Source organism: Pseudarthrobacter sp. RHLT3-21 (assembly GCF_059383495.1).
This window is the reverse complement of record NZ_JBWZCI010000011.1, coordinates 25604-42209: the sequence shown is the minus strand read 5'-3', so window position 1 is coordinate 42209 and position 16606 is coordinate 25604. Positions and strand designations below refer to the sequence as shown.

General features: G+C 66.7%; 13 protein-coding genes. 8 read left to right on the top strand and 5 right to left on the bottom strand.

Annotation, left to right across the window (positions count from 1 at the left end):
• The first annotated feature begins 99 nt into the window (after positions 1 to 99).
• The 5 genes from AC50YA_RS13345 (at position 100) to AC50YA_RS13325 (ending at position 6205) form a co-directional block, all read left to right on the top strand.
• Positions 100 to 999, top strand: coding sequence for a MurR/RpiR family transcriptional regulator (locus AC50YA_RS13345; protein ID WP_494982750.1), 900 nt, complete (start codon positions 100 to 102; stop codon positions 997 to 999).
• Positions 1000 to 1069: 70 nt separating this feature from the next.
• Complete coding sequence (locus AC50YA_RS13340; protein ID WP_494982749.1) at positions 1070 to 1978, top strand: NAD(P)-dependent oxidoreductase; 909 nt, start codon at positions 1070 to 1072, stop codon at positions 1976 to 1978.
• A 32-nt stretch (positions 1979 to 2010) separates the two neighbouring features.
• Complete coding sequence (locus tag AC50YA_RS13335) at positions 2011 to 3558, top strand: aldehyde dehydrogenase family protein (RefSeq protein WP_494982748.1); 1548 nt, start codon at positions 2011 to 2013, stop codon at positions 3556 to 3558.
• 41 nt (positions 3559 to 3599) lie between these two features.
• Complete coding sequence (locus AC50YA_RS13330; RefSeq protein ID WP_494982747.1) at positions 3600 to 4826, top strand: amidohydrolase; 1227 nt, start codon at positions 3600 to 3602, stop codon at positions 4824 to 4826.
• Complete coding sequence (locus AC50YA_RS13325) at positions 4823 to 6205, top strand: DUF3100 domain-containing protein (protein ID WP_494982746.1); 1383 nt, start codon at positions 4823 to 4825, stop codon at positions 6203 to 6205. The genes AC50YA_RS13330 and AC50YA_RS13325 overlap by 4 nt, the downstream gene beginning before the upstream one ends.
• A gap of 135 nt (positions 6206 to 6340) precedes the next feature.
• On the opposite strand, the gene AC50YA_RS13320 is transcribed toward AC50YA_RS13325, so the two are convergent.
• The 4 genes from AC50YA_RS13320 to AC50YA_RS13305 form a co-directional block, all read right to left on the bottom strand.
• Positions 6341 to 7009: a GntR family transcriptional regulator gene (locus AC50YA_RS13320; RefSeq protein ID WP_494982745.1), complete on the bottom strand. Its 669-nt coding sequence runs from the start codon at positions 7007 to 7009 to the stop codon at positions 6341 to 6343.
• 44 nt (positions 7010 to 7053) lie between these two features.
• Positions 7054 to 8040, bottom strand: a complete 987-nt coding sequence (locus AC50YA_RS13315; RefSeq protein ID WP_494982744.1) for an ornithine cyclodeaminase family protein — start codon at positions 8038 to 8040, stop codon at positions 7054 to 7056.
• Between the two features lie 87 nt (positions 8041 to 8127).
• On the bottom strand, positions 8128 to 9465 hold the full coding sequence (locus AC50YA_RS13310) for an amidohydrolase family protein (RefSeq protein WP_494982743.1): 1338 nt from the start codon (positions 9463 to 9465) through the stop codon (positions 8128 to 8130).
• Positions 9466 to 9656: 191 nt separating this feature from the next.
• Positions 9657 to 11144 (bottom strand): amidohydrolase family protein, encoded by a 1488-nt coding sequence (locus AC50YA_RS13305; RefSeq protein WP_494982742.1) that lies wholly within the window; start codon positions 11142 to 11144, stop codon positions 9657 to 9659.
• A gap of 144 nt (positions 11145 to 11288) precedes the next feature.
• Between AC50YA_RS13305 and AC50YA_RS13300 the strand changes: the two genes are divergently transcribed.
• The 3 genes from AC50YA_RS13300 (at position 11289) to AC50YA_RS13290 (ending at position 15668) form a co-directional block, all read left to right on the top strand.
• On the top strand, positions 11289 to 12746 hold the full coding sequence (locus AC50YA_RS13300) for a DUF3100 domain-containing protein (RefSeq protein WP_494982741.1): 1458 nt from the start codon (positions 11289 to 11291) through the stop codon (positions 12744 to 12746).
• 101 nt (positions 12747 to 12847) lie between these two features.
• The gene (locus tag AC50YA_RS13295; RefSeq protein WP_494982740.1) at positions 12848 to 14080 is read left to right on the top strand and encodes an amidohydrolase family protein; all 1233 of its coding nucleotides are present in this window, start codon (positions 12848 to 12850) and stop codon (positions 14078 to 14080) included.
• A 151-nt stretch (positions 14081 to 14231) separates the two neighbouring features.
• Positions 14232 to 15668: an MFS transporter gene (locus tag AC50YA_RS13290; RefSeq protein WP_494982739.1), complete on the top strand. Its 1437-nt coding sequence runs from the start codon at positions 14232 to 14234 to the stop codon at positions 15666 to 15668.
• 85 nt (positions 15669 to 15753) lie between these two features.
• On the opposite strand, the gene AC50YA_RS13285 is transcribed toward AC50YA_RS13290, so the two are convergent.
• Positions 15754 to 16515: a GntR family transcriptional regulator gene (locus AC50YA_RS13285; protein WP_494982738.1), complete on the bottom strand. Its 762-nt coding sequence runs from the start codon at positions 16513 to 16515 to the stop codon at positions 15754 to 15756.
• Positions 16516 to 16606 lie beyond the last annotated feature (91 nt).

Sequence of the window (16606 nt, the reverse complement as noted above, 5' to 3'; positions counted from 1 at the left end):
CAAGCCGGAAACGCAAACCCCTGTTCGCAAAAGAAATTGCAGAGTACATTTAATGCAATCAGCCTTGCAGAGTGATGCACGTTACAGAAGAGGCCCGGTTTGAACACCAACGCGGTCGATCTTGAAGCCGGCGCGGCAGGCGAAACCAGCCCCGGTAACCTTACCCACGCCTGGCTCGGTGACGTGCTGCCGGACGTTCCGCTGTCCAAGGCCCAGAGCCGGGTGGTGGATGTCATCGGCCGCAATCCGCAGCTCTCCTCGTACGCCGACATCGCCGAAATTGCCCAGCGCGCCGACGTCAACAACTCCACGGTGGTCCGCGCGGCCCAGCACCTGGGCTACCGCGGCTGGCCTGACCTCCAGCGGGAACTGCGCTCCCGGTACCTCGTGATGATCTCCACCGAGGACACCCTGACCGAGCACGGCGAACACCGCAGCCCCCTGCACGACGCGATCAACCACGACATCGAGAACCTGCGCCTGACGCTGGACTCCAACACGGCCGACGACGCCGAGGCCGCCATTGCTGCCATGGCCGCCGCGAAGTCCATCACCGTCGTCGGGCTTGGCTCCTTCGCCGGCCCCGCCAGCGTCATGGCACACCTGGGCTCCACGATGGGCTACCCCATCACACTGGAGAACCGCGGCGGCGTCCACCTCGCCTCCAGCACCAACACCCTCGGCGTTGGGGACGTCCTGGTGGTCATCAACATGTGGCGCTCCATCCGGCAGATCATTGTCACCGCCGAAGCAGCGAAGCAGGCAGGGGCCACGGTCATTGCCATCAGCGACATGCGCCGCGGCCGCCTGGCAGCAGCGGCCGACCACCTCCTGGTGGTGGCCTCGGAAGGAATCTCCTTCTTCCAGTCCGTCACCGCCGCAAACTCGCTGGTCTACGGCCTGCTCGCGGGCATGGAGGCGGCGCAACCCGAACGCAGCCGCACCGCCATCCGCCGCACCCAGCAGCTGTGGAAAGACCTCGACATCTACCTCGACTGACCCCGTAAACCCCCGTCCGTGCCCAAATCCCCGGACCTCCCCCAAACCCCGCAGACTCCAGGAGCAGTTCATGAACACCAACACCGACCGCCGCATCGCCGTCATCGGCCTCGGCGCCATGGGCGGAGCGATGGCCGCCACCCTCCACCGAGCCGGCTGGGACGTCACCGGTTTCGACCCCTCCGACGCCGCCCGGGCCGCCGCGGAAGAAGCAGGAATCGCCACCACCGCCAACCTCGCGGACGTCGCCGGAACCCCCTACGCAGTCCTCTCCCTCCCCGCAGCCAGCATCGTGGAGACCACCGTTCCGCAGCTCCTGGCAGCACCGGGAACCGTCGCCATTATCGACACCACCACCTCCGAACCGGGCGCCAGCAAGCACATGGCCAGCCTCGCGGAAGCACAGGGGGCAGCCTTTGTGGACGCCCCGGTCTCCGGCGGCCGCGACGGCGCCGCAACCGGAACGCTGAGCGCCTTCGTCGGAGCAACGGACGCCGCACTTGCAGCTGCCGAGCCAGTCCTGTTCGCCCTCACCGGCGGCAAGTACAGCCACATCGGCGGCCCCGGCAGCGGCAACGTGGTCAAGCTCCTCAACAACGTCCTGGCGGCCGCCAACTTGGTCTCCGTGGGCGAAGCCCTCGGCGTCGCCAAGGCCTACGGCATCGATCCCGCCATGGCCGCGGCCAGCATCAGCGAAGCCTCCGGCGGCAGCAAAGTCTCCGCGAACATGTATCCCAACTGGGTCCTCAGCGGCACCCACAATTCGGGCTTCTCCCTGGGCCTGATGGCACGCGATGCCGCCCTCGCCGTGGAGGTCGCCGCGCAGATCGGCGAAAAACCGGCGCTGCTCGCCGCCGTCGCAAGCCAGTGGCAGGACGCCCTGGCCGCCCTCGGGCCGCGGGCCGACTTCACCGAAATCGCCAGGACCGTCGCCCCGGCCATCACTCCGGCCGGCCCACCCAACACCGCCGTCGCCTAAGCCTCCAGCCCCCAGCTTTAAGGACCACCGCATTGAGCATCACCACAGCACCCACCTCCTCCTCGGCAGCCACCGCCCGCGCCGTCCTGGACGCAGCCTTCCCGGCCGGCCTCGGCGCCTTCGTTGACGGCCGCACCGTCACCGGCAGCGGCGAGAGCATCACGCTCACCGCAGCGGCCACCGGCGAACCCTTCGCCACCTACGCCGACCCCGGCGCCGAGGGCGCCAACGCCATCCTGGAAAGCTCGACGGCGGGCGCGGCGGTTTGGGGCGCGATGAACGGATTCGAACGGGCAGCCATCCTCCGCAACGTCAGCCGTGTTGTGGAAGCGCACGCCGAGGAACTCGCCATCCTCGAGTCGGCCACCACAGGAAAGCCCATCCGTGACGCCCGCGTCGAAGCCGCCAAGGTGGCCGAGATGTTCGGCTACTACGCCGGCTGGGCGGACAAGCTGACCGGGCAGACCATTCCGGTCCCCGGGCCGTGGCACACCTACACCGAGCGTGTGCCGTGGGCTGTCGTCGTCGCCATCACCCCGTGGAACGCTCCCCTGTTCACGGCCGGTTGGAACTCCGCCGCCCCGCTGGCCGCCGGCAACGCTGTTATCATCAAGCCCAGCGAATTCACCCCGGCCTCCTCGGTCCGGCTCGCCCAACTGGCCCACGAAGCGGGGCTGCCGGCCGGCGTATTCAACGTCGCGGCGGGACTGGGCCAGGCCGTGGGCGCCGCCCTCACCACCGACCGGCGCGTCGGCAAAATCAGCTTCATCGGCTCCGTCCCCACCGGGCGCCGGGTGGCCGTCGCGGCAGCGCAGGCCGGCATCCCCGCCCTGCTGGAACTCGGCGGAAAGAGCGCCAACATCGTGTTCGCCGACGCCGACCTGGACCGTGCCGCCGACGGCGCCGTCTCGGCGATCTTCTCCGGCGCCGGCCAGTCCTGCGTCGCCGGATCACGGCTCCTCGTGGAGCGCAGCGTCCACGCCCAGTTCGTCGAAATGGTCGCCGCGAAGGCTGCCCGGCTGCGGGTGGGTGACCCGCTGAGCGCGGACACCGAGGTGGGACCCATCATGACCGCCCAGCAGTTCGCCACCGTCAACTCCCTCATCGCAGCAGGAATTAACGACGGCGCTCGCCGGGTCACCGACTCGGCACTTCCGGATGCACTGGCCGGGTCCGCGCTTGCCGGCGGACACTGGGTCATGCCGACGCTGCTCGACGGCGTCACGCCGGCGAACCGCCTCGAAACCACGGAGGTCTTCGGCCCCGTGGTGGGCGCGGACGCGTTCGACACAGAGGCTGAAGCCATCGCCCGGGCGAACAACACCAACTTCGGCCTGGCCGGTGCGGTGTGGACCTCAGATATTTCCCGCGCCCACCACATTGCCCGCGAGGTGAAGGCCGGCACGTTCTGGATCAACTCCTACAAGACCATCCACGTGGCAGTCCCGTTCGGCGGCTTCGGCGATTCAGGCCACGGCCGTTCCTCCGGCCCCGGGGTCCTGGACGAGTACACCCAGACGAAGGCCGTCTGGGTTCCCACGCGCGCGGCAGGTTCCCCCTTCCCCTCGCTGTCCTACTAAAGCGTCCTCCTCATGCGTCTAACTGAAGCAGGCAGGTACTTATGGAACTGACAGACACAACCCCCGCGATGGCGACTCTCCGCAGGGCCCTCGCGGACGGCGTCGAACGCTGGAAGCCCCGGGTCCAGGCCCTGGCGCGGGACATCCACGCCCACAAGGAGATCTCCTTCGAGGAGGTCCGCTCGGCCGAAGCGGCAGCGGCCCTGCTGGAAGCGGGCGGCTTCGCGGTGGAACGCGGCACCGGCGGCCTGCCCACCGCCTTCACGGCGAGCGCCGGCAGCGGTGAACTGACTGTCGCGTTGTGCGTGGAATACGACGCACTCCCGGACATCGGCCATGCGTGCGGGCACAACCTGATCGCCGGCGCCTCCGTCGCAGCGGCCCCTGCGCTGCAGCCCTACGTCGACGAACTGGGCATCACGCTGAAGGCCATCGGAACGCCGGCAGAGGAGCACGGCGGCGGCAAGGTGCTCATGCTGGAACAGGGAGCGTTCGACGGCGTCGGGCTGGCTTTGATGGTCCATCCCGTTCAGGACGGCCTGACGTACAACCCGGCGGGGACCAGCGCCCAGGCCGTGGGCCGGTACAAGGCGACGTTCACCGGGAAGGCCGCGCACGCTGCGGCAGCGCCGCATCAGGCCGTGAACGCTGCAGACGCCGCCGTGCTGAGCCAGGTTGCGGTCGGCCTGCTGCGCCAGCAGATCCCCGGCGACCACCGCATCGCGCTCTACGTTGCCGAGGCCGGACATGTCACCAACATCATTCCGGACCGGGCGGTGGTCCAGTTTGAGTGCCGCGCCTTCACCCTGCCGGAATACGAGGCGCTGCTTGAGCGGGTCCGCCGCTGCTTCGAAGGGGCCGCGCTGGCCACCGGAACCACCTTGGACATCGAGGCGACCGAACCACTCTACGAACCGCTGCTCCAGGACAACGCCCTGGCTGCGCACTGGACGGCGGCGATGGACGCTTTCGGCAAGGACACCTCGCCCTCGGCCGGCCTCAGCGGCGGCTCAACCGACATGGGCAACATCTCCCAGGTCATCCCGTCCCTGCATCCCTGGCTCAGCATCCCCGGGGCCAACGTACCCATCCACTCGCACGCGTTCGCCGCGCTGGCCGACACCTCCGAGGCGTACGGCGTGATGTTCGAGGCAGCCACCGCGCTGGCCTGGACCGTCGCCGCCGCTGCCTCAACCCCCACCGAACGGGAACGCTTCACCAAAGCGGCATACCGCCGTCGTACTTTCACCCAGGAAGGCACATCATGAGTACCAGCACCACAACCGCGCGGACAGACAAAGCTGGTGCCCGGCTGACGCTTCCGGTCGCCGGGCTGGCGTTTGTCATTGCGCTGGCCGTGCAGTTCATCGGCCAGGCCAAGATCGATATCGGAATCGGCGCAATCGTCATCTTCCCCATGGTCTGGGGGCTCATCCTGGGGCTCCTCGTCTCCATCCAGAAGTTCAAGCCCCTGGGACTGGACCTGCAGCGCATCGCCGCCGCCCTGGTGGGCGTGGCCGTGCTGCTGCTGGTGGCCCGGCTGGCGTTCAACATCGGCCCCAGCCTCCCCAGCCTGATCAAGGCCGGGCCCGCGCTGCTGCTGCAGGAAGTGGGCCACCTGTTGGGCACCATCATGCTGGCGCTCCCCCTGGCCGTCCTGCTCCGGATGGGCAAGGCAACGGTAGGGGCCACGTTCTCCCTTGACCGGGAGCCCTCCTTCGCCATGGTCTCCGAAAAGTACGGCCCCGATTCGGACCAGTACCGGGGCGTGCTGGCCATGTACGTCTTCGGAACGCTGTTTGGCGCCGTGTACATCACGCTGCTCACCTCCCTGGTGGCCAACTGGAAGATCTTCGATCCACTGGCCCTGGCGATGGGCGCCGGCGTGGGATCCGGCTCCATGATGGCGGCGTCCTCGGCCAGTATCATCGCGGCCTACCCCGCGGACCAGGAAGCCATCCTGGGCATGGCGGCGGTGTCCAACCTGATCACCACCATCCTTGGCGTGTACGTGGGCATCTACATCGCGCTGCCGCTGGCGGACCGTTTCTACAAGCTCCTCACCCGCAAGCAGACCCGCGAAGCCGCCGCGGTTGCCGCCGGCGCAACCGGGGCCCCCGCCGAGCGCGGCCTGGCCGACATTGAGCGGGACGAGGCCCAGGCCGAAGAAAACCGGCGGTTCCGCGAACGCGTGGCCGAATCCTCCGCAGCCATCAAGCTCCCGCTGTGGCTGTCCCTGTCGGTCCTGACGGTCCTGGGCATCGGCACGGCGTCGGTGGCGGGCAAGGGCTTCAGCCTGACGATCGTCGCCGGGTACGGGATCATGCTGGCCCTGGTCCTGGTGAGCATTGCCCTGGCGAAGGTCACCAGGAAGATCTCGGCGATCGTCTACATCACCACCATCGGTGCCTACATCTCCAGCCCGTGGTTCTTCGGGGCGGCGGCGCTCACAACGGTCATCAAGACCGTCGACTTCCTGTCCATCGCCACGGTCATGCTGACGCTCGCGGGCCTGTCTTTGGGCAAGGACATCCCCTTGCTGAAGAACATCGGCTGGAAGATCATCCCGGTGGGCCTCGTGGCCATCACCGCGTCCTTCCTGCTCTCCACCGTGATCGCGGAGTTCGCCCTCGGGCTCTGGCACTAAGCACGGAGTTCTCGCGCCGCCGTTTGCGGCAGAACTGAGCGGACGACGGCGGGACCTCCCCGCCGTCGTCCGCTTGCGTTAGGGGCCGTTCCCCCACAGCCGCAGGGCACAAAGCAGCGTCAACTTTATTGAAGGTCAGCTTTCGGGTAGGCGCCCGGCCAGTCCTTGGAGCGACGGTTCACGGCCCAGCTCCACATGTGCGAAGGCCAGCGCCGCCGCCAGGTCCGCCTTGCCGTCATAAATGGCCTTGCAAAGGCTCAGGTGCTCCGCACACTGAACCTGGGGGTCACGATGCCCGGTCAAAGTGAAGAGCCACTGCATCCTGCCCAGCAGAGGCTTCATGGCGTACTCCAGCAGCGAGTTGCCCCCCATCGCCACGATCTCTGCATGCAGGGCCGTATTGGTGAGCGGTATCTGCGCATGGTCGTGGCGCAGGGTTGCTTCTTCTGCCTGGTCCATCATTTGCTGCAGCCGCGACGACGACCGGCCTCTTGCCGCGGCCTGGGCGGCGAGGCGTGCGGCGAGGACTTCCAGGCTGAGCCGCACCTCAAAGAGCTCGTTGACGTCGCGCAGGGTGATCTGCTTGACGGTGGCACCACGCCGGGGGGAGGCGTCAATGAAGCCTTCGGCTTCGAGCTGCTGCAGGGCTTCCCGGACGGGTACCCGGGAAACAGCCAGGGTCTGGGACAGGTCACGTTCCCTGAGCCGGGACCCTGGCGCGAAGTCACCTGAGATGATCAACTCCCGGATCCGTGCCCGGGCAGTGTCAGCCGAGGACGCGGGAGCTTCCGCTTGGACTGTCATTCATGCCTCCCGTTATTGCTGCGACATCATACTTCCGCGCTTACTCAGTTATTCAGCTCCACGCGGGTGCCAACCCCGTGATTGAGCGCAGCGTCATACAGGAGCCGCCCGATGGCAAGATCCTGCAGACCGATACCAACCGAGTTGAACAAGGTTACGTCCTCATCACCAAGGCGACCTGCTTTTGTCCCCGCCGCCACGTCGCCGAGCTCGGCTTCCACATCCTCAAAGCTCATCACACCTTCGGCCACCGGGATGATCAGCCCGCCGGATTTGGCTCTGGCCGTGGCCAGGCTGTCCACGAAGACCCTTGCCCTCACCATGCCCGCCGAATCAATCTCCCGGTGGTCCGCCCGCGGACGGGATCCGACGGCGTTCACATGCAGTCCGGGCTGGAACCACTCGCCCATAACCAACGGCTCAACGGCTGGCGTGAGGGTGCACAGCACGTCGGCAGCCTCCACAACTTCCCGAACGCTGGCCGCCCGCGTGACGTTCAGGCCGTAATGGGAAATCTCGCCGCAGAAGGCGGCGACGGTGTCCGCGGAACGGGACCACACCACGACGTTTTCAATCGGGAGGACGGCCAGCATGGCTTCCACGTGGGCAACGGCCAGGGCGCCTGCACCGACCAGTCCCAGGGTGGTGCTGCCGGGCCTCGCAAGGAGTTTCGTCGCCACGGCACTGGCGGCGGCAGTGCGGACCCGGGTGGGGACTTTGCCGTCCAGGATGGCCAGGGTTTCGCCGGTTAGCTGGGAGACAAGCATGATCGTGGACCGCTGCGTGGGCAGGCCGGACTCCCGGTTTGCCGGGATGTCCGCCAGTAATTTGACGGACGCCAGCTCCTCGGCGCTGGACAGCGCTGCCATCGGCAGGAACCTCGCGTCCGAGGACGGCAGGAGGAGCGAATCCGGCGCAGGCTGAAAGGCGGTGCCCCGGCTGAGGCCGGCAAAGACGCGTTCGACGGCGGCAATGGTCCCGGGCATATTGGCCAGGGCTTGGAGCTCGGAGGCTTTAAGAATCAAGGTCATGGGTGGCTTTCTGGATTGGGAGGGCGCGTTTGCCCGGGCAGGAGGAAGATGGGAGGGGACAGCGTCGCGCTTATCCATAACGACCGATCAGAGGTCATTCCGCACAAGGACTCCCTGCGCCACCACGGCCCTGATTTCTTCCAGGGCCGAGGCACTGTTCAAGGGATCAGCGTCCACGATGACCGCGTCTGCAAAGGAACCGCGCACCAGGCGTCCTGCACTCTCACTCCAGCCGAGCAGGGCGGCGGCATTGACTGTCGCGGCCCTGAGCGCGTCCAGTGGTGAAAGCCCGGCCTCAGCAAGTAGACGCGCTTCTGTGCCTATGGGGGTCACATCGGATCCGAAGGAGTCCGTCCCTGCCACCACCGTCACACCGGCTTCATGGGCAGCCCTCACTGCTGCTTTGATGATGGGCGTGTACTCCGTGCCGCGGGCGGCAAGGATCGGGTTGGAAGAGCCTGCCATGCTCGTGATGGCGTCCAATGTGGGTGTGAAGTAAGTGCCACGGCGGGCCATCCGGGAGATGGTCTCTTCGCTGACGAAGACGCCGTGCTCGATGCTGCGCACACCGGCCCGGACGGCACCATCTATCCCCTCTGCGCTGTAGGCGTGGCAAAGCACGCCTGCTTTGCCTGCGGCCTTGACCACCGCAGAGAGCTGTTCGTAGTTGTAGACCAGTTCGCGGGGGTCTTGTTCCGCCAGGCCCGCCCGGGGATTGGCTCGGGTCTTGATCACCTGGGCACCTCGTTTCAGGTTGACGCGGGTGAGGTAGGCAAGGTCCGTCGGTGCTGTGACTCCCCCGGACAAGGACGCGAGCGGTGCAAGGTCCGGGTCTGCGAGGAGCGAGTCCCCGAGATCGGGTGAGATGAACAGCCCGGCCGGGCTCATCCGGGGTGAGGCGCCGGCGGCCCAGGCAGGCAGGGCAGCGAGGGCGACGTCCTGATAGAAGCTGCTTGAACCACTTCTGACGCTGGTCGCTCCGCCCTGCAGGATGGCCCGCGCATCCGAAAGCGCGTTCGCATGAACATGCACGTCGATGAGGCCGGGAAGGACCCACCGGCCGGAGGCATCCACGATGCGGGCACGGCCTGCAAGGGCGGCTACCGCACGCCGTGTTTCCTCCCGGGTGCCGACCGCGGTGACCTTGCCTCCTTCCAGCACAAGGACCCCGTCCTGCACTGCATTGCCCGTCTTGGGGTCCACTATGGTGCCGCCCTCGATGATCATCGGCGGGGGCGAAGCGGGGCGGTCAGGGTAGCCGGGGCTTGATTCGTTACCCGCTGCCCGCGCTGCCGGGGCACTTCCAAGCTGGGCAGCCAGGCTTGCCACCGAGATTCCCGCCAGGGCGGCCGCCCCGGCCAGGATGCCGCGGCGTGGAACCGCAGTTGGAGGCAGGGCAGCAGAGGTGTGATCGTGCAGGCACATTGTTCTCTCCAATGGGAAGGGCCCTGACGCAGGAGCGGCGGGTCCGATGTCAATAGGTCAAAGTCGTGGTTCCACCGAGGGCGGATGAGCTTCCCCCACAGTGTGCTGGTGGCCCTCGCGTGACTTCATCATATCGCTTTTGGTATACCAAGCCAAGGGGTGATCAGATGAAGAGCCGAAGGTTGCGGTCGTTACGAGGCGGCGATCGGCTGAGCGATTTCCGCGCGTGGATAGGTGGGTGGAAACAGCTCGTCAGACTCCCGGAGCCGGGCGTCCCGTACCGAGTAGGCCGCCCGCATCGCGTCGAACAGCCGCTGCCCCTCAACCCGCAGCGCGTCGAGGTCGATGCCGGGCAGGGCGCCGCCGACCACGACGGGGCGCCCTGCCACGAAGGTATCGGTCACCTGGCGCGCCGTCCCGTTGAGCACGAGCGTGCGCAGCGGGTCTTCGACGACACCGTCGCCGAAGTTGGCCAGGGAGACCACCGTAATGTCGGCCTGCATGCCGGGGGCAAGCCTCCCCAGGTCAGCCCGTCCGAGGGCGCGCGCGCCGCCGAGGGTCGCGGCGTCGAAGTAGTCGGCCAGGGCCCCGGCGTCAGGCCTCCCCTCGACCAGCCGGGTCAGGTGCATGCCGGCGTCCATGCCGCGCACAAGATCCGGCGGAAAGGAGTCAGTACCCAGGCAAATGTTGATGCCTGCCTCGCGGAAACGGTCGAACGAAACAAGCTGCTTCTGGTAGCGGAACGATGTCAGCGGGCAGTGGACAATGCTGACGCCGTGGCGGGCCAGCGTGTCAAGCGGGCCGCCCGGCGCTGACGCGGCAGGGTCCGTGCCGTTGATCACCACACCATGCGGGATAAGAAGCCGTGTGCCGAACAGCCCGGTGGATTCGAGCAGTTCCAGGACGCCGCGTCCAGTGGAGTGCTGCAGGAACCCGTCCTCGAGCGGGGACTGGAGGCAGTGGAGCCGGACCAGCGCGTCCCGCTCCCTGGCGATCCGCGCCGTCTCCCGCATGAGGTCTTCGGACAGCGTCTCAATGCGGCACGGCAGCAAGGCCCCGGTGACCAGCGGGTCTGCGAGACCCGCGGCGTAGTCCATGAAGCGCTCTGCGTCGCGCAGGCCCGCAAGCCCCCGGGTCTCGTCGAAGTGGACCTCGCGGTCGCCTGCGGCAGTGATGACATGGACCCCGGAACGGTAGGCCGGCCCCAGGTAGCCGCGCAGTCCGATCCGCCGGCTTATCTCTGCCATGTCCACGAGCTCATCGAGGCCCTCAGCCCAGGAACTGTGGATTTCCGAGGCGATCGGCATGTAGGTCGTGATGCCGTGCAGGGCGAGCTGCGCCAAGGCGAACTCGCGGACCGTGGCGCGCTCCGATGGCGTGAATACGTCCCGGCGACGGTTGGCGAAGTAGTCATCCGACCACAGGTGTCCGGCGGCGACATCGGGCGAGGGCCACGAGTCCAGGATGAGGTGATCGATGTCGGCGAGGGCGTCGAGGTCTATCAGGCCGGGCATGACCAAACTCTGGCCATAGTCGCGCTCCTCATCAACCGGGCCCTCGTAGTTGCGCCCCACGAAGACGATGGAATCCCCCTCGAAGACGACTTCGCCGTCCTCGATAAGCGTGTGCCGTGTTCCGTCGAACCCCAGAACGTACCGGGCCGAGATTTTCTTGTACAACGTGCCTCCTTGGCGAACTGCCGATAAATGTGACTTGCCTCTCAATGGGTACGAGTATACAGTCACTTGGTATACCAAGAATCGGATTCCGCAATGCGGATGCTTTTGTTCTGATCCCTGATCCCCCCTCGAAAGGCCTGCGTCATGCGCAATGAAGCGAAGACCACAGGCGGCTCCGTGTCCGCCCTAGTGGACGCGCCGCCGTCCCGTTCTTTCCGCGCCCGCCCCGCCATGTGGTTCGCGATGATCGCACTCTCCACCGCCATCTGTGCCGTGGCCATCACGATCGGCACTCATAAGTTCCAGCTCGGCCCGGCCGCAATCGTCCTGATGCCCATCCTGTGGACCGTGCTCATCGGCGGACTCCTCGGTGTCCAGAAATGGAAACCCATCGGAGGGCGTGCCCGTGCAGTGTCCACGCACCTTCTGGACGTAGCCATCGTCTTCTTCCTGGCAGGCCTCGGCACTCAAATTGGCCCGTCGCTGACGAAGTTCACCGACATCGGCCCCGCGATACTCCTGCAGGAGGTCGGGCACGTGGTCGGCACGGTGATCCTGGCCCTGCCGGTCGCAGTGGCCCTTGGATTGGGCCGCACTGCGATCGGCGCCACCTGGTCGATCGACCGTGAGTCCTACCTTGCCTTCGCCATCCAGCGCTTCGGCGTCCGCTCCCCCGAATACCGCGGTGTGTTCGCCGTGTGGGTGCTGGGCAGCGTCTTTGGCGCCGTGTTCATCTCCCTCCTGGCCGGTCTTCTCGGCGGAATGGACTTCTTTGATCCCCGAGCCCTCGCGTTGGGCCTGGGACTGGGGTCCGCCTCCATGATGCTCGGGGGCGTGGGCGCCCTGTCCATCCTGTATCCGGAGATGGCCGGGGAGATCATGGCCCTCGCCGCACTGTCCAACCTCGTCACCAACATCGTCGGCTTCTACGCAGGTGTCTTTATCGCGCTGCCCATGTGCCAGAAGCTCTACAAGATGTGGTCCCGCATTTTCGGACGGGACGACCTTGGCCGCCTTGTCCGCCGCGGCGCCCTCATGGGCGCTGCGGCTGGAACCCCAGCGGGCAGCTCAGGCCCGGCATACCCGGGCGGCGCAGTGATCGAGCCCGGTGAGGCGCCGGGCATCGACACCGTGGACGTCAACAGCATCGAAGAGGACCCCACCGTTGTCCGGACACCCAAGACGTGGCTCATCGCGTTCGCCGCGACCGGGGTGGCCGGCTTCCTGCTCAACGCCCTCGGCACAGGTTCACTGCTGCCACTGGATGCCGTCGGCGTCCTCATCCTGCTGGCCCTCACCGCCATCGCGCTTGGGCTCGCGAAGCTCGTCCCGGTGGTTCCGTCCAGCATCTGGGTCCTGGCTCTGGCCACCATTGCCTCCGCGACGTTCCTACCCATCGGCCCCTTCGTCGCCTCCACTACGCAGCACATCAGCGTCCTCTTCGCCGGCCTGCCCATGATCGCCCTGATCGGCATGTCACTCGGCCGTGACGTCAAGGCCCTGCGCTCACTGAGCTGGAAGATCGTCATCGTCGCCCTGATGACGTTCACGGCGAGCTTCGTCGCCGCAGCGGCCATCGCGCAGGCTGCCTTCCACTTCTAGTACATGCTGCTTCTAGTACATGCTGCGGTAGGGGAGGCACCGGTCCCGCGGGATCGGTGCCTCCCCTACCGCATTCACAGCCCAGCCGAAAGGAATGAACAATGCTCATTACCAACGTCCGCCCCTGGGGCGGGGACGCCGTGGACCTCGAAGTTCTGCAGGGGCGGATCGCGGCCGTTCACCCCGCGGGGACTGCCGTCGTAGCCGCGGACGCCGCCGGCGGGGAAGTCGACGGACGGGGCCGGATCGCCGTGCCCGCGTTCACCGACGTGCACGTCCACCTCGACTCGACCCGGATCGGGCTGCCGTTCCGGGAGCACACAGCCTCGCCCGGCGTGTGGAACATGATGTGCAACGACCGGGAAAACTGGCGCGACACCCCCATCCCCTACGGGGATGTCGTGGCCGGAACGCTGGAACGAATGATTGCGCGGGGCACCACCCGCGTTCGTTCCTACGCCCAGATCGACGTGGACTGCAAGCTTGAGCGCTTCGAGGCAGTCATGGCCGCGAAGGAGCACTTCGCCCACGCCGCCGACGTAGAGGTCATGGCTTTCCCCCAGGCAGGCCTCCTGCTTGAAGACGGCACTATCCCGCTTCTCGAGGAGGCCCTCCGGGCGGGGGCGACGACCATCGGCGGCATTGATCCCTGCCAGCTGGACCGTGACCCGGTTCGCCATCTGGACATCGTCTTCGGTCTGGCGGAGAAGTACGGCGTCGACGTCGACATTCATCTACACGAGCCTGGCCACCTGGGGGTCTTCAGCGCGGAACTTATCTTCGAACGCACCCGCGCTCTGGGGATGGAGGGTCGCGTCTCGCTGTCCCACGCGTACGATCTCGCCAATGTCCACCCCGACGTGACCGCTCGGCTGGTGGAGCAGATGGCCGAGCTCGACATTGCCTGGGCGACGGTCGCCCCGGCAAGCGGCGGCACGCAATTCGACCTCGCCCGGATGACGGAGGCGGGGATCCGTGTCGGTTTGGGCGAGGACGGGCAGAGGGACTACTGGAGCCCATACGGCACTTGCGACATGCTCGACCGCACTTGGCAGTTGGCGTTCACACACCGGCTGCGCAAGGACCGGCTGATCGAGCACTGTGCGGCGATCGCCACCATTGGAGGCGCGTCCATCATGGACCGCACCGTCCAGCGCCTCACCAGTCCCGACGACCGGCCGGGCCTGGCTCGCGGAGATCGGGCCGACATCGTCCTGGTTGACGGCGAGACCATCACGAGCACCGTCATGGACCGCGGCACCGACCGCACTGTCATCCACGATGGCAGGCTCGTCGCCGACAGGCTGGTCGTTCTTCCGAACCCGGCCGCCTAGGCAGCCCGCCGCCTTCCCACTGGCCGGCAGGGTCCGGACGCGCGCCGGTTTCCGCGTGATCGACTGCCCGGCGCCGGCCCGTTGAGAACGTCGTCGAGATACATCGCCGTGACCGTGTCCACAACCGTCAGTTGTCAGTAAACTGGACCGCATGACCCAGCACGAACCGGCCCCGGCCGGGGTGGCTGCGGCTCAAGGCCCGGCCGGTCCCGATGCCATCGAGACGTCATTACGCACGTCGGCACAGCGGTCCCGCACGTTCGCCGGGATCCTGGTGAACACGGCCCTGGCCAACATCACCACCAGCTATCTGTGGTTCGCCCTGACGTTCTGGGTCTACTTGGAGACGCGCAACGTGATCGCCACCGGGGTGATCGGCGGCGCGTACATGTTGTTGATCGCCCTTTCCAGTATCAGCTTCGGCACGTTCGTGGACCGGTACCGCAAGCTGGCGGTGATGCGCTTCGCCGCCGGGTTCACCCTGGTGATGTTCGTGCTTTCAGGGGTCATGTTCCTGCTGACACCCGCCGCCAGCCTGCTGGACCTGGCACAGCCGTGGTTCTGGATCTTCGCCGTGATCATCCTGATTGGCGCGGTGGTGGAGAACATGCGCAACGTCGCCCTCTCCACCACGGTCACCATCCTCATCGAGCCCGACCGGCGGGCCAATGCCAACGGCATGGTGGGCATGGTGCAGGGGCTGGCGTTCATCGTCACCTCGGTGCTCTCCGGCCTGTCCGTGGGGCTGCTGGGCATGGGCTGGACGGTGGTCGTCGCCGTGGTGCTTACGGTGCTGGCCTTCGCGCACCTGCTCACGCTGCGTATGCCGGAGGAAGTGCGGGTGGCCGCCACGGACGCCCACAGCGCCTTCGACCTGCGCGGCTCCATTGCCGCCGTCCTGGCCATTGCGGGACTGTTCGCGCTGATCCTGTTCTCCACGTTCAACAACTTCATCGGCGGCGTCTACATGGCGCTGATGGACCCCTATGGCCTGGAGATGTTCCCCGTGGAGCTGTGGGGGGCCGTCTTCGCGTTCGGCTCCACCGGGTTCATCATTGGCGGAGCGCTGATCGGGAAGTTCGGGCTGGGGTCCAACCCGCTGCGCACCCTGCTCATCGCGGTGATCCTGATGGGGGCCCTCGGTGCGGTCTTTACCGTGCGGGAATGGGCATGGCTGTATGTCGTGGGCATCTGGCTTTACCTGATCCTCGTGCCTTTCGCGGAGGCCGCGGAGCAGACGGTCATCCAGCAGGTGGTCCCTTTGAATCGGCAGGGCCGGGTGTTCGGATTCGCCATGGCGTTCGAGTCCGCGGCGGCACCGATCACCGCGTTCCTCATAGCGCCGATCGCGCAGTTCTGGATCATCCCGTACGCGCGGTCCGCTGAGGGCGCCGCCCAGCTCGCCCCGCTGCTGGGCGAGGGCACCTCCCGCGGCATCGCCCTGGTGTTCCTGGTGGCCGGGATCATCATGATCGCCGCCGCATTTCTGGCCTTCCTTACCCCGGTCTACCGGCGGGTCTCGGCGTCGTATGCGCGGGAGGCTGAACAAGCGCCGGAGACGGCGGAATCGCCCCCTCTGGATGAGTAGGGAGTACGGAAAGCGTACGACGGCGGGACCTCCCGCCGTCGTACGCTTGCGTTGGTGCCGCTTACCTACAGGGCCGAGCAGCCGCCTACCTGTCGACCAGCGTGATGTCGAATGAGTACAGGTCCGGACGGTAGGAATGACGGCCGATCTCGACAGCCTTCCCGAGGCTGTCATAGACCCGGCGGTTGACGGTCAGTACCGGAGCTCCGGGAGCCATTTCAAGGAGCCGCTCCTCGTCAGGTTCGGCTGTTCGGGCGCCGATGTTCTGCTTGGCCACCCGCAGGGTTGCGCCGCGGGCTCGCATCAACCGGTACAGGCTGCCTTGCTCCAACTGTCCGTGCGACAAGGCGGCGAACCTTTCCGGCAGGTAGTTCTCGAGTATGGCGAACGGAACGCCGTCTGCGAGACGTATCCTGCGCAGGTGGAAGACCTTGGCGCCGGGTCCCAGGCCGAGGGCTTCGGCAACGTGCGGAGGGGCTGTTATGAGCTCGTGCGCCAGAACGCGGGAACTCGGACGCTTGCCATGGCTGGACAGGTCTTCAAAGAGGCTGGACAGGGCCACATCCCGGGTGAGCTGGCCGTGGACAACCTGGGTGCCGATTCCCCGGCTTTTCACGAGGAGCCCTTTGTCGACGAGTTCCTGGATCGCGTGGCGGATGGTCGGCCGTGAGAGGCGCAGCCTTCGCCCCAGAACCATCTCGTTCTCCAGGCGTGCACCGGCGGGCAGGTGGCCGGTGAGAATTGCTTGCTCAATGCGTGACGAGACCTGGAAGTAGAGGGGAACGGGACCTGCACGGTCGACATCCACGAAGAGGTCCTCGGGCAAGACGATTTGATCCTGCAACACTATGGTCCTCCAGAATGACGTTGCGAACGTGTAGGGGCAGGAAGCCGGCCGACGTCCGTTGAGCAGGAGGCCGTGACGCCTGCTCGACTCG

Coding starts and splice junctions, on each gene's coding strand:
- AC50YA_RS13340 (WP_494982749.1), top strand. CDS start 1,070: ATGAACACCAACACCGACCGCCGCATCGCCGTCATCGGCCTCGGCGCC.
- AC50YA_RS13330 (WP_494982747.1), top strand. CDS start 3,600: ATGGAACTGACAGACACAACCCCCGCGATGGCGACTCTCCGCAGGGCC.
- AC50YA_RS13325 (WP_494982746.1), top strand. CDS start 4,823: ATGAGTACCAGCACCACAACCGCGCGGACAGACAAAGCTGGTGCCCGG.
- AC50YA_RS13320 (WP_494982745.1), bottom strand. CDS start 7,009: ATGACAGTCCAAGCGGAAGCTCCCGCGTCCTCGGCTGACACTGCCCGG.
- AC50YA_RS13315 (WP_494982744.1), bottom strand. CDS start 8,040: ATGACCTTGATTCTTAAAGCCTCCGAGCTCCAAGCCCTGGCCAATATG.
- AC50YA_RS13310 (WP_494982743.1), bottom strand. CDS start 9,465: ATGTGCCTGCACGATCACACCTCTGCTGCCCTGCCTCCAACTGCGGTT.
- AC50YA_RS13300 (WP_494982741.1), top strand. CDS start 11,289: ATGCGCAATGAAGCGAAGACCACAGGCGGCTCCGTGTCCGCCCTAGTG.
- AC50YA_RS13295 (WP_494982740.1), top strand. CDS start 12,848: ATGCTCATTACCAACGTCCGCCCCTGGGGCGGGGACGCCGTGGACCTC.
- AC50YA_RS13290 (WP_494982739.1), top strand. CDS start 14,232: ATGACCCAGCACGAACCGGCCCCGGCCGGGGTGGCTGCGGCTCAAGGC.